Origin of the sequence: Pseudomonas sp. G11, assembly GCF_029457515.1 — a bacterium.
Lineage (GTDB): Bacteria > Pseudomonadota > Gammaproteobacteria > Pseudomonadales > Pseudomonadaceae > Aquipseudomonas > Aquipseudomonas gorinensis.
The window spans coordinates 6,813,577-6,826,473 of the sequence record NZ_CP120377.1 but is presented as its reverse complement, the minus strand read 5'-3'; the positions used below and the strand labels follow the sequence as shown (position 1 = coordinate 6,826,473).

The window sequence follows — 12,897 nt, the reverse complement described above, 5'->3', positions numbered from 1 at the left end:
CTGTTCTATTGTGGAGGGTTACTCGGCATCCAGATGCATTGGTGTGATCACTCGACCGTCTTTCTCGGCCTGGCCCAGATTGGCGTCGATGAAGTACACCCGGTCATCTTCCAGTTGCCCTTTGTCTACCAGGTAATCCTTGATGGTGCTGGCCCGGTCCTGGCCCAGCTGACGTAGCAATACATCACTGCCGCTCCAGAACTTGATCAAGCCGTCCTTCAGCTTTGCCGTGCGCTCATCGCGGCTGAGGTCTTTCCATTCCGCAGGTGGCTGCTGTTTCAAGCGAGTGCGATAGATACCTTCGAGCAGCGGGGCTTTCTCGCTTTCCGGAACCTCCAGCAGGGAGGCCTGGGCTGGAACCTTCTCGCCGCGACGCTGCAGCATCTTGTAGTAGTTGTACTGGTATTCACGTTCCAGTCGCTCCTGGGCCAGTAAGGGGCCGTCACTGCTGGCCGCCGCTGTGCCTTCGATTTCCAGGCGCAGGGCTGGGCGTTCCTTCAGCGCCTTGGCCAGATTGTTCAATGCGCCCTCAGCCTCTTTGCTCAATTCACTCGAGCCGGCGGCGAACGACACGTTACCCAAGTCTTCCGAACCTCCACCGGTAATCAATCCGCCGATGAATTTGAACGGTGCACTCGCCGCGCGCACCACCAGGTTACGCAGGGTCTGCCACACGATCGGCATCACGCTGAATTGCGGGTTGTTCAAGTCACCACTGATGGGCAGTTCGATGGAGATCTTGCCATCGCTGTCTTTAAGCAAGGCAATCGCCAGGCGAATCGGCAAATCCACGGCATCGGCGCTGTCGACCTTTTCACCCAGCTGCAATTGCTCGACCACTACTTTGTTCTCGGCCTTCAACTGGCCCTTGGTGATCACGTAATGCAGGTCGAGGTTGAGACGGCCCTTGCGGATCCGGAAACCGGCGAACTTGCCCGAGTAGGGGGTCAGGGTGGTCAGCTCGACACGTTTGAAACTGGTGGCGATATCCAGCGCTGCCATGGGGTCGAATGGGTTCACGCTGCCTTTGATGGTCACTGGCGCGTAGCGGTCCACCTTGCCCTTGATGTCGACGTTGGCCGGTTTGGCCTGGCGACTGTCGATGGTGCCGATCTGCCCGTTGAGCTGTTGTATTGCGGTCGCAAAGTTGGGCGTGAGGCTGAAGTCGGCGAAGTTGGCCGAGCCGTCGTTGATCGCAATCTGCCCGATATGGATACCCAGGGGCTTATCTTGGCTGGCCGCAGGCTTGGCCGCCGCTTTGGCGCCGCTGTCGGCTGGCTGGGGAATCAACAGGTCGTCCACGTTGGTGGTGCGGTCATCGTTGATCATGAAGCGTGCATACGGCTGCTGCAGGTTGACCTTGTCGATCGACAGGCTGTCGCCATGCTGGTAGTTCAGGCCTTCCAGCACCAGGCGTTGCCACTTGAGGAAGTCACGGGTCTTGAGGGTGTCCAGGGTGTGCAACTGGTCCACCTGGGCCCGGCCGGTTACCTGGAGCTTAAGTGGGTCTGTGCTTTTGAGGTTCACATCCAGGTTACTGCCGAGCATGCCGCTACGCAGTTCCAGACGAATAAACGGGCTGATATAGGATTGGGCGACCCGCAGGTCGATGTCCTGGGTATTCACTTTCAGCTTGGCACTGACGGGGTTGAGGTTGACCTCGCCGGTTGCCTGGATCTTGCCCTGTTTGCCCAGGCCGCTGTCGATCTTGAGGGTGAAGGGGCTTTGGTTGAGGCTATCGAAGTTTTGCATATCGACATTCAACGGCCCCAGCTCCAGCGCGACGACCGGTTTAGCCTGCCGGTCAGCCAGGTGCACCTGGTAGTTGCGCAGTTGCACATCCTTGAGCAGCACTTGCCAGGGTTTGCTGGGCGCTGCCGGTGCAGGTTTTGGCGAGTCGGCAGTGGCCGGTGCGCTGGCCGGTTCCGGTGCCTTGGCCGGTTTGCCTGGCTGGCTGGCGAATAGTTTTTGCCAGTCCAATTGCCCATCGGCTTCGCGGGCGGCCCAGGTTTCCAGCTTGTTGCTGCGGATCTTGCCGACCACCACTTGCTGCTTGGCCAGGTCCACTGTTGTTTCGCTGATGTCCAGGCGCTCCAAGCGTACCAGTGGGCGGCCATCCGGCGCCTTGATGGCAAAGGGCGCGATGCTCGCGGCCGTGTTGTTCAGGTTCAGCGCAGTCTCATTGGCCAGGCTGAATGTGTAGTCGGTACTGAAGTTGAGCGCACCGTCCTCAAGCACCAGTGGCAGTGCATCCCGCACATACGGCCACCAGGCTTTCATCTTGCCGTCGGTGACCTTCAATGTGCCTTTGGAGGTGATCGGCACCAGGCTGAAATTGCCTTTCCAGTCGATCTGCCCACCCTGGGGGCCCGCGGCCACGAGGGTCATGTCGGCGTTGTCTTCCGGCAGCGTGCTGAGGTTTTTCAGCTCGAAGTCGAGTTTGTCATAGAGGAACTCGATGGGCTCGCCGGGGCGCAGGTCTTCGAAATGTAAATAGCCGCCGGCCAGCTTGATGTTGTCGATACGCAACGGGAACGGTTTGGCGTTGGGATCGGCCGGGGTTGGCTCGCTGGGCGGCAACTTGAACAGTTGCGCGAGGTTCAGTTGGCCGGATTTGTCGAACAGCAGCTCGGTCTTGGGCTTGTCGAGTTGCATATCCGCCAAGTGCACGGCGCGGGTCCACAGGCTGTCGAGCTGCAGGTTGGCATACAGCCGCTCGAAACCGACCTGTTCCTTGCCTGGATCGCCGATTTGCAGGCCCCACACGGTCAGCTCCAGGCTGAACGGGTTGAGCTCGATGCGTTCGATGCGGGCTGGCACCGTGGCGTAGTTGGCCAGTTGTTGATTGGCTATGCGGAGGGCGATGCCGGGCAAAATCAGAAAGCCCAGCAAGCTGTACAGGGCTACGGCAGTCAACAAGGCGCCAGCGGCGCGAATCAATCCTTTGGGCATGGGGGCGGCGCCATCTATGTCGAACAGGAGTGCCTTGGAGTATGGCACGGGTTTTCGGTTCCGAAGAGCCAGTCCTTTTGCGATAATTCCTATAACTGCAGGATCATTGTCTTCAGCGGTGGCTGTTGGTCTTGCGAAGGAAAATCGGCGCCGGGCGCCATGATGCGCCAGTCGCGTACCGGGCGCCCCGCTTTCTCGGCGCAACGCAGTACCTGGTCACGCCAATCGTCCATGCTCACTTTTGCCAGGTTGTTACAGCAGATCAGTACGCCGTTGTCGGCGGTTGCCAGCAATGCCGGCTTGAGCAGGCTCTGGTAGTCACGCAGCAGGTCGACGGTGCCGAAGGCGCTCTTGGCCCAGGCGGGCGGGTCGAGTAACACCAGGTCGTATTGACGTTGCTCCAGGCGCGGATAGCTCGGCAGCTTTTGCCCGCGACGCTGAGCGATCGGCAGGCCGGCCAGTTGGCGAATCGCCGGGAAGTAATCGGACTGCACAAATTCCATGGTGGGTAATTGCGGATTCAACAGGCCGTTCTCACGACCGACCGCCAGGTTACCTTCGGCAAAGTCCAGGTTGCACACCTCACGTGCGCCACCGGCGGCGGCACTCAAGCCGACCCCACACGTATAGGCAAACAGGTTCAGTACACTTTTGCCGGCGCTGTGGGCCTTGACCCAACCGCGAGTGTTGCGCAGGTCGAGGAACAGCAGCGGGTCCTGCCCGACATGGCGCCCGCGCACGCGGTAGTTGAGGCCCCATTCGTGGCCGACCAGGTCCTCCAGCGCCGCAGGCTCGGCGCGGTATACCGTGTCTTCGCGGTCGATGCGCGAGTTGCCACGCGAGCGGTCGTTGTACACCAGCAGCAATTCCAGGCCCATGTACTGGTTGATCAGCCGGTGCAGGTCCAGCAGCTCGTGGGTGTCCAGCGCCTGGTGGAAGCTTTGTACCAGCAACTGCGGGCCGTAGCGGTCGATCGTCAGGCCGCCGGCGCCTTCCTGGCTACCATGGAACAGCCGATAGCAATCGGTGCCCTGGGCATGCAGTTCGTTGATCAGGTCCTGGCGTTGATCGAGGGCGGCGCGCAGCGCCTGGTTCAGGGGAGACATGGAGCGCGCCTTGCTTTAGGTAATTGTGGGCAATGAGGGCGCGGAGTCTAACAGCTATGGGCCGCGGGCTACATCAGCCCCATCCGCCGATGGGCGCGTTGGACCGAACCATTGCGCATCGCCCAACGCAACAAGGGCGCGCTGCGCTTGACCCCGGCGCGGATCATCTGGCGCTGCAGCGGACTTTGGTGCTGCTCGAGCATGGCGCTGGCCCAGTCCGGCAACAGGTCGATCCCGGCCTGCATCATCAACGCGCCAAAGGGTTTGGCCAGGTGGCTGGGGGCGGGCGCATTGAGCAGCAGGCGCAGCACTTCGCGGCTGCGCTCGTCGCACAGCAGTTGTGGGCGAACACGTGCCAGATAATCCGAGACTTCCTGCCGGGAGCGCGGAACCTGCCGGGCACCCAGGCGTTCGGCCACCAGGGCGATTTCGCTGTAGTAGCGATCCTGGTCCCGCCCCGACAGCTGCGGATTGCGATACCGCAAGTGGGCAGCGAGAAAGTTGCTGACTTCCGCTACGTGTACCCAGGTCAGCAACTCCGGATCGCTGGCCGCGTAAGGCCGTCCGTCCGGGGCGTGCCCGACGACCTGCAGGTGAATGGTGCGCACTTTCTCAATCAGCCACTCGGCGTCTTTGCGCGAGCCGAATGTGGTGCCGGAGATGAATTGCGAAGTACGGCGTAAACGCCCGAGCATGTCCTGGCGAAAATTCGAATGGTCCCACACGCCGGCCAGGGCCAGGGGGTGCAGGGCTTGCAGCATCAAGGCGCTGATGCCGCCGATGAGCATGCTGCTGAAGTCGCCATGGACTTGCCAACTGACCGAGTCCGGGCCGAACAGGCCGGGATCGCCCTTGGGGTTTTCCAGGTCCAGTTGGCCCAGCGACAAGCCGGTGAGGCTCATCAACTGGGTTTCTATACGGCTGCGGATAAATTCCATGGCGACTCGGATTTCCTAGCGGTTCAGGCGTTTGTCGATCAAACCGTCGACCACGCTCGGGTCGGCCAGGGTCGATGTATCGCCCAGGCTGTCCAGTTCATTGCAGGCGATCTTACGCAGAATCCGCCGCATGATCTTGCCGGAACGGGTTTTCGGCAGGGCAGGCGCCCATTGGATCAGCTCTGGTTTGGCAAAGCTGCCGATTTCTTTGCTGACCAGGTCCAGCAGGTGCTTTTTCAGCGCATCGCTGGGTTCGACACCACTCATCGGGGTCACAAAGGCATAGATACCTTGGCCTTTGACGTCATGTGGGTAGCCCACCACGGCCGCTTCGGCGACCTGGTCATGCAGCACCAGCGCGCTTTCTACTTCGGCTGTGCCGATGCGGTGGCCGGAGACGTTGATCACGTCGTCGATGCGCCCGGTGATCCAGTAGTCACCGTCTTCATCGCGGCGTGCGCCATCACCGGTGAAGTAATAGCCGGGGTAGGGTTTGAAATAAGTGTCGATCATGCGCTGTGGGTCACCGTAGACACTGCGAATCTGCCCCGGCCAACTGGCCTTGATCGCGAGCACGCCGCTGCCGGCACCGCTGAATGCCTTGCCTTGTTCATCGAGCAGCACGGGTTGTACGCCAAACATCGGCTGGGTGGCACACCCGGGTTTGATCCGCTGGGCGCTGACCAACGGGCTGAGCATGATGCCGCCGGTTTCGGTCTGCCACCAGGTATCCACAATGGGGCAGCGCTGCTCGCCGACTGCATTGAAGTACCAGTCCCAGGCTTCCGGGTTGATCGGTTCCCCGACGCTGCCCAACAGGCGCAGGCTGGCGCGGGAGGTATTCTCAAGCGGGCCATGGCCTTCACGCATCAAGGCGCGCAGCGCGGTTGGCGCGGTGTAGAAGATATTGACCTGGTGTTTGTCGATCACCTGCCAGAAGCGCGAGCTGTCCGGGTAACTCGGCACACCTTCGAACATCAGCGAGGTGGCGCCATTGGCCAACGGGCCATACACGATGTAGCTATGACCGGTGACCCAGCCCACATCCGCGGTGCACCAGAACACCTCGCCATCGCGATAATCGAGCACGTACTTGAAGGTCATTGCCGCTTGCAGCAGGTAGCCGCCGGTGGTGTGCAGCACGCCCTTGGGTTTGCCGGTGCTGCCGGAGGTGTAGAGGATAAACAGCGGGGCCTCGGCGTCCATCGGCTCGGGCGGGCAATCATCGCTCGCGGTGTCCAGGGCCTGCCGGTACTTGAGGTCGCGGCCTTCGCTCCAGTTCACGGCAGCCCCGGTACGCTCCACCACCAGTACCGTGCTGACATTCGGGCAATTGGCCAGGGCTTTGTCGACATTCTGTTTCAGTGCCACGGGCTTGCCGCCGCGCACGCCTTCATCGGCGGTGATGACCGTGCGGCAATCGGCGTCGAGAATACGGTCGCGCAGGGCATCCGGCGAGAAACCACCAAACACCACCGAATGCACCGCCCCGATGCGCGTACAGGCCAGCATGGCGTAGGCCGCTTCCGGAATCATGGGCATGTAGATGCACACGCGGTCGCCTTTCTTCACGCCACGGCTTTTCAGCACATTGGCCAGGCGGCAGACGTGTTGATGCAGTTGACGGTAGGTGATCTTGACGGACTTGGTCGGGTCATCGCCTTCCCAGATAAAGGCGGGCTGCTCGGCGCGTTGCGCCAAGTGACGGTCGATGCAGTTATAGCTCACGTTCAGTTGGCCGCCGGCAAACCATTGGGCGGCGCCGGTGTTGATATCGCAGTGCTGGACCGTGTGCCACGGCTTCATCCAGTCAAGAAACGCCTTGGCCTGCTCGGCCCAGAAGGTGTCTGGCTGTTCGATGGATTGGCGATAGAGGCGTTGGTAGTCCTCTTGACTGAGTTGCGCAGCCCGGCGGACGGCATCGGCGCTGGGAAAGGTGCTGATATCGAACATGAGCGCTCCTTATTCTTGTTTTGGCGACAAGTCATAAAGATGCACCCTGTGGGGGGAGGGTTCAAGGCCAACGTCCAAACGGACGTTGACCCTGTCGTACCGGTATCAGCCGCGGTGACGACCGCGGAAATAGTTGATCAGGCCCTGGGTCGAAGCATCTTCGGCGCTGGTTTCTTCGGCACCGGTCAGGCGGTTGTAGACGCCTTTGCCCAGCTCCTTGCCCAGCTCAACGCCCCATTGGTCAAAGGCGTTGATGCCCCAGATCACGCTCTGCACGAACACCTTGTGTTCATACATCGCCACCAGCGCGCCCAAGCGACGGGGGCTAATGCGCTCGACGACCAAGGTGTTGCTCGGACGGTTCCCGGGGATCACCTTGTGCGGGGCCAGCTTCTGCACGTCGTCTTCCGGGATGCCCTTGTCGCGCAGCTCGGCTTCGGCTTCGCTGCGGGTCTTGCCGAGCATCAGCGCCTGGCTCTGGGACAGGCAGTTGGCATACAGCCACTGATGGTGGTCGGACACAGGGTTGAAGCTGACGATCGGCACGATGAAGTCGGCCGGGATTAGTTGGGTCCCTTGGTGCAGCAACTGGTGATAGGCGTGCTGACCGTTGCAGCCGACGCCGCCCCAGATGACGGGGCCGGTATCGGTGGACACGGGCGTGCCGTCCTGGCGCACGCTCTTGCCGTTGGATTCCATGTCCAACTGTTGCAAGTGTTTGGTGATATTGCGCAGGTAATGGTCGTACGGCAGGATCGCATGGCTCTGCGCACCCCAGAAGTTGCCATACCACACGCCGAGCAAGCCCAGCAGCACTGGCATGTTGGCCTCGAACGGCGCGTTCTGGAAATGCTGGTCCATGGTGTAGGCACCGGACAGCAGCTCTTTGAAGTTGGACATGCCGATGGCCAATGCGATTGGCAAGCCGATGGCCGACCACAGCGAGTAGCGACCGCCGACCCAGTCCCACATCGGGAAGATGTTTTCTTCGCGGATACCGAAGGCCACGGCTGCCGCGTTGTTGCTTGATACGGCGATAAAGTGGCGGTACAGCTCCGCTTCCGAGCCACCCTGGGCCAGGTACCAGGCACGGGCGGCCTGGGCGTTCTTCAGGGTTTCCAGGGTGTTGAACGATTTCGACGAGACGATGAACAACGTGGTCTCGGCGCGCAGCTTCATGGTCAGCTCATGGAACTCGCTGCCGTCGATGTTCGCCAGGTAATGGCAGCGCACGCCTTTATGGGCGTAGGACAACAGTGCCTCGGAGACCAGCTCCGGGCCGAGGAAGGAGCCGCCGATGCCGATGTTCACCACGTCGGTGATCGGCTTCTCGGTGTAGCCACGCCATAGGCCGTCATGGATGCGGCCAACCAGGTCAGTGATCTGGTTCAGCACCTTGTGCACGTCCGGCATGATGTTCACACCGTTGACCGACAACTTGTCACCCACCGGGCGGCGCAGTGCCGTGTGCAGGGCAGGGCGACCTTCCGAGGAGTTGACCGGCTCGCCAGCGTACAGCGCGTCAATGGCGGCCTTGAGGTCGACTTCCTTGGCCAGTGCCACGAGCAGGTCGCGGGTTTCGCTGGTGATCAGGTTTTTCGAGTAATCGAGGAAAAGTCCGCAGCTGCTCAAGGTGAACTGGGAAAAACGCTGAGGATCGGCATTGAACGCTTCGCGCATGCTGAAATCCTGCATGGCTTGGCGGTGTTGATTGAGCGCTTGCCAGGCGGGCAGAGCGGTAACGTCATGAGGAGTGCGGTAGTACGCCATCGCTGCGGGTTTCCTTTTATTACGGGGACTGCCTTTAGGACATTTCAAAGCCCGGAACGTCCAGTCTTTTATCAAGGGCTGGGTGCCGGACAGCGCTAACCATAGCGCAGGGCGATTACATTAAACCTAGCGTGTCGATATGTCTTGGCTTTGTCTGCGCTGTGGCCGGTACTTTTTTATACCGGCACATCAGGCAGGGTCGCAGGCGGGGTGTCGAGAGGGGGTCAGGCGAGGTTCAGGTGCAGGTTATCGATGAGGCGCGTGGCCCCCAGATAAGCTGCCACCAGGATCACCACGTCGCGATCTTCGGCCGTGGCCGGGCGCAGGTTCACGCCTTGGCGCACTTCGAGGTAATCCAGGCGCAACCCGGCGGCTTCGATCTGCTGGACCTGTTCGGCACGCAGTTTGGCGAAGTCGCGGTCACCGCCTTTGATGGCGGCGGCAATCTGGCTGAGGCTGCGGTACAACACCGGCGCGACCGCGCGTTGGGCTTCGGTGAGGTAGCCGTTGCGCGAGGACAGCGCCAGGCCATCTTCGGCGCGGACGGTAGGCTCGCCGATGATCTGGATCGGCATGTTCAGGTCATGGACCATGGCGCGGATCACGGCCAGTTGCTGATAGTCCTTCTGCCCGAACACAGCCATGTCCGGCTGGACCATGTTGAACAGCTTGCTGACTACCGTGGCCACTCCTTCAAAGTGACCGGGACGGCTGGCACCGCACAGGCCTTCAGACAGTTGCGGGACACTGACGCGGGTCTGGCCGGCCATGCCGTCGGGGTACATTTCCTCGACAGTGGGGGCGAACAGCAGGTTGCAGCCGGCTTGCAGGAGCTTTTCCTGGTCTGCGGCGAGGGTGCGCGGGTACTTGTCGAGGTCTTCGCCGGCGCCGAACTGCAGCGGGTTGACGAAGATGCTGGCGACCACGAAGTCCGCCTGCTGGGCGGCCTTGGCCACCAGGGTAGCGTGGCCGCTGTGCAGGTTGCCCATGGTGGGCACGAAGCCGATGCGTTTGCCGGCGTTGCGGGCATGGGCCACGGCGGCCCGCAGTTCACGTATGGTTTTTACCGTGTTCATGCAGAAAACCCGTGTTCGGCACCTGGGAAGGTCACGCCCTTGACTTCAGCGACGTAGGCGCTCAAAGCGGCGTGGATACTGTCCTGGCCAATCATGAAGTTCTTCACGAACTTCGGCACCCGGCCAGTCATCGACAGGCCGAGCATGTCGTGCAGCACCAGGACCTGGCCGTCGGTGGCGGAACCGGCACCAATGCCGATCACCGGGACTTTAACGGCGTGGGTGATTTCCGCCGCCAACTCACTGGGAACGCATTCGAGCAGGATCATTGCGGCGCCGGCCTGCTCCAGGGCGATGGCATCGGCACGCATCTGGCGCGCCTGGGCCTCATTGCGGCCTTGTACCTTATAGCCACCCAGGATATTCACGGACTGCGGCGTCAGGCCCATGTGCGCGCACACAGGAACACCCCGTTCAGCCAGCAGGCGGATCGATTCGGCGAGCCAGACGGCCCCTTCCACCTTGATCATGTGCGCGCCGGCTTGCATCAGTTTGCCGGCGTTCTGGAAGGTCTGTTCGAGGGTGGCGTAACCCATGAACGGCAGGTCGGCGATGATGAAGGCGCCGTCGTTACCGCGCTTGACGCTGGCGGTGTGGTAGGCGAGCTCATCGGTGGTAACGGGCAGGGTGCTGTCATTCCCTTGAAGAACCATGCCCAGGGAGTCGCCCACCAATAACACTTCGACACCTGCCTGGCAGCTGGCGTGGGCGAAGGTAGCGTCATAGCAGGTCAGCATGGTGATTTTTTCACCTTTGAGCTTGAGGCTCTGCAAGGTGGTCAGGGTAATGTCTGGCATGAAAAGGGTCCTCGTTCAGGCGCTTGGAAACAGCGAGTAACGCGCGTGAGTCTTTGTTTATACAGGCGCACTGTCTTGAAAGCAGTGCTTATATGGCCTGGATTGCGCCCTTTAGCGCCGGGTTGGCGGCAGCGGGACGCCTATAGTCGTGAGGAGGACACGGGAAGTCAATTGGATGTGTTACCGCATTGTTACGACCGCGATGTTACCGCTGTTACTGACGCGATTGCAGGTGCGAGGGTGCTCGTGAAGAACACGCAGGCACCACGTTTAATCAGGGCGTGCGCGTTATCGTTGACGATTTTCGCGAGCAAGCCCGCGCCTACAAAGGTAAGCGTTCCAAGCCGACAAACGGGCAGGCCGCCAGCAGTTTGCTGAGTGTTTGGCCGTCAGGCAGTTGCAGGTCGGCAGGGGCCAGTTCGGCCAAGGGGTACAACACAAACGCGCGCACGTGCATCTGGTAGTGCGGCACCTTGAGGCGTGGTTCGTCGATCAGGCGATCACCAAACAGCAGGATATCCAGGTCAAGCGTGCGCGGCCCCCAACGCTCGAGGCGCTCGCGGCCCTGGTCATTCTCGATGGCTTGCAGTGCGTCAAGCAGGTCCAGCGGTGCAAGGCTGCTGTCCAGGGCCGCAACCGCGTTGGTATAGCGCGGTTGGCCCGGGAGTAGGGAATCACTTTGATAGAAGGAGGACACACCGACGAGGCGGGTGCCGGGCAATTGTGCCAGCGCCTCGATAGCGCTGCGCAATTGCTGATCCGGGGCGGCCAGGTTGCTGCCCATGCCGATGTAGATGCGTTCCACGTTTATTCGCCCGCGGCGCCCGAGGCATCGGCGGCGCTGCGTTTACGCTTGGTGCCGCTGCGACGACGCTTCTTGGGCCCCTCGCTGGCGCCTTCGCCTTTGCTGCCGAGCTCACGAATCATCTCGCGGCGTTCGCTGTCATTGGCGTCCTGGTAGTCGGTCCACCATTCGCCCAGGCCGTCGGTCTGCTCGCCAGCGCTTTCACGCAGCAGCAGGAAGTCGTAGCCAGCGCGGAAGCGCGGGTTGTCCAGCAACAGGTCGGCACGCTTGCCGCTGCGGCGGGGCAGGCGCTCCTGCATATCCCAGATTTCGCGGATCGGCATGGTGAAGCGTTTCGGGATAGCGATGCGCTGGCATTGCTCGGTGATCAGTTCGTGAGCGGCTTCCTGCATGGCTGGAATCGGCGGCATGCCACGTTCTTGCAGGCGCAGTACGCGTTTTGGCAGGGCCGGCCACAGCAGGGCAGCAAACAGGAACGCCGGGGTTACCGGTTTGTTCTGTTTGATGCGCAGATCGGTATTGATCAACGCTTCGCTGATCAATGTGTGGGTATACGTCGGGTTGTATTCCAGGGCCTCGGCGCTGGCCGGGAACAAGGGGTCGAACAACTGCAGGTCGACGAGCATTTCGAAGGTGTCGGCGGCGTAGCCCGAGAGGAACAGCTTGAGCACTTCTTCGAACAGGCGCGCCGAGGGAATCTCCTGCAGCATGGGGGCCAGTTCACGAATCGGCGCAGCGGTGTGTCGCTCGATACCGAAGTTCAGCTTGGCCGCAAAGCGCACGGCCCGCAGCATACGAACCGGGTCCTCCTGGTAGCGCTGCACTGGGTCGCCGATCAGGCGGACCAGGTTGTTACGGATGTCGTGTACGCCGTTGGCGTAATCAAGAATGCGCTCACTGACCGGGTCGTAATAGAGGGCGTTGATGGTGAAGTCGCGACGCTGCGCGTCTTCTTCCAAAGTGCCATAGACGTTGTCGCGCAGGATGCGCCCGCTCTCGTTGCGGGAAGACTGATTGGTGTCCTCCTCTTCATCGTTTTGCGGATGGCCTGCACGGAAGGTAGCGACCTCGATGATTTCGCGACCAAAGTGGATGTGCACCAACTTGAAACGGCGGCCGATGATGCGCGCATTGCGAAACTCGGCGCGCACTTGCTCTGGCGTGGCACTGGTGGCGACGTCGAAATCCTTGGGCGTGATGTTGAGCAACATGTCGCGTACGCACCCGCCCACCAGATAAGCCTGGTAGCCGGCGTTCTGCAAACGTTCGACGATGTTCACTGCATAACGGCTGAACTGAGCGCGTTGCAGCGAATGTTGGCTGCTGTTGAGCACTTCAGGCGTGCTGCGTTTGTGTTGCGTACGACGCAAGGGAGAACGGAATGACTGGAACAACTTCTTCAGCATGGGATGCACTGTTTGAAGGAATGTTCGGCCATAACGAAGAATGACCGCATGATGGGCGGGGATTCTAGCATTTAGTCAGGGGATGGTGTAGGAA

At 61.1% G+C, this 12,897-nt stretch carries 9 protein-coding genes; all 9 read right to left on the bottom strand.

What is annotated here, in order from left to right:
- Nucleotides 1–18 precede the first annotated feature (18 nt).
- On the bottom strand, nucleotides 19–2,952 hold the full coding sequence (locus tag P2T68_RS31475) for a DUF748 domain-containing protein (RefSeq protein ID WP_277378739.1): 2,934 nt from the start codon (nucleotides 2,950–2,952) through the stop codon (nucleotides 19–21).
- 89 nt (nucleotides 2,953–3,041) lie between these two features.
- Complete coding sequence (locus P2T68_RS31470; protein ID WP_193689816.1) at nucleotides 3,042–4,058, bottom strand: class I SAM-dependent methyltransferase; 1,017 nt, start codon at nucleotides 4,056–4,058, stop codon at nucleotides 3,042–3,044.
- Between the two features lie 68 nt (nucleotides 4,059–4,126).
- Entirely contained in the window at nucleotides 4,127–4,996 is an 870-nt protein-coding gene (locus tag P2T68_RS31465; RefSeq protein WP_193689815.1) for an oxygenase MpaB family protein, read from the bottom strand.
- Nucleotides 4,997–5,011: 15 nt separating this feature from the next.
- A complete protein-coding gene (acs, locus tag P2T68_RS31460; RefSeq protein WP_277378738.1) occupies nucleotides 5,012–6,949 on the bottom strand; it encodes an acetate--CoA ligase in 1,938 nt (645 codons plus the stop codon).
- 105 nt (nucleotides 6,950–7,054) lie between these two features.
- Nucleotides 7,055–8,719: a glucose-6-phosphate isomerase gene (gene pgi / locus P2T68_RS31455; RefSeq protein ID WP_024077427.1), complete on the bottom strand. Its 1,665-nt coding sequence runs from the start codon at nucleotides 8,717–8,719 to the stop codon at nucleotides 7,055–7,057.
- 224 nt (nucleotides 8,720–8,943) lie between these two features.
- Complete coding sequence (panC, locus tag P2T68_RS31450) at nucleotides 8,944–9,795, bottom strand: pantoate--beta-alanine ligase (RefSeq protein WP_024077426.1); 852 nt, start codon at nucleotides 9,793–9,795, stop codon at nucleotides 8,944–8,946.
- Nucleotides 9,792–10,592 (bottom strand): 3-methyl-2-oxobutanoate hydroxymethyltransferase, encoded by an 801-nt coding sequence (gene panB / locus P2T68_RS31445; RefSeq protein ID WP_024077425.1) that lies wholly within the window; start codon nucleotides 10,590–10,592, stop codon nucleotides 9,792–9,794. Before panB ends, panC begins: the two co-directional genes overlap by 4 nt.
- A gap of 322 nt (nucleotides 10,593–10,914) precedes the next feature.
- The gene (folK, locus tag P2T68_RS31440; RefSeq protein WP_024077424.1) at nucleotides 10,915–11,397 is read right to left on the bottom strand and encodes a 2-amino-4-hydroxy-6-hydroxymethyldihydropteridine diphosphokinase; all 483 of its coding nucleotides are present in this window, start codon (nucleotides 11,395–11,397) and stop codon (nucleotides 10,915–10,917) included.
- Between the two features lie 2 nt (nucleotides 11,398–11,399).
- Nucleotides 11,400–12,803 carry a polynucleotide adenylyltransferase PcnB gene (locus P2T68_RS31435; protein ID WP_024077423.1) on the bottom strand — a complete coding sequence of 468 codons (1,404 nt, stop codon included), beginning with the start codon at nucleotides 12,801–12,803 and terminating at the stop codon, nucleotides 11,400–11,402.
- Nucleotides 12,804–12,897: the final 94 nt, after the last annotated feature.

Bases quoted from the DNA above. Each gene is read 5' to 3' on its own strand.
- P2T68_RS31470 (WP_193689816.1), bottom strand. From the start codon at position 4,058: ATGTCTCCCCTGAACCAGGCGCTGCGCGCCGCCCTCGATCAACGCCAG.
- P2T68_RS31465 (WP_193689815.1), bottom strand. From the start codon at position 4,996: ATGGAATTTATCCGCAGCCGTATAGAAACCCAGTTGATGAGCCTCACC.
- P2T68_RS31435 (WP_024077423.1), bottom strand. From the start codon at position 12,803: ATGCTGAAGAAGTTGTTCCAGTCATTCCGTTCTCCCTTGCGTCGTACG.
- panC (WP_024077426.1), bottom strand. From the start codon at position 9,795: ATGAACACGGTAAAAACCATACGTGAACTGCGGGCCGCCGTGGCCCAT.
- panB (WP_024077425.1), bottom strand. From the start codon at position 10,592: ATGCCAGACATTACCCTGACCACCTTGCAGAGCCTCAAGCTCAAAGGT.
- pgi (WP_024077427.1), bottom strand. From the start codon at position 8,719: ATGGCGTACTACCGCACTCCTCATGACGTTACCGCTCTGCCCGCCTGG.
- P2T68_RS31475 (WP_277378739.1), bottom strand. From the start codon at position 2,952: ATGCCCAAAGGATTGATTCGCGCCGCTGGCGCCTTGTTGACTGCCGTA.
- acs (WP_277378738.1), bottom strand. From the start codon at position 6,949: ATGTTCGATATCAGCACCTTTCCCAGCGCCGATGCCGTCCGCCGGGCT.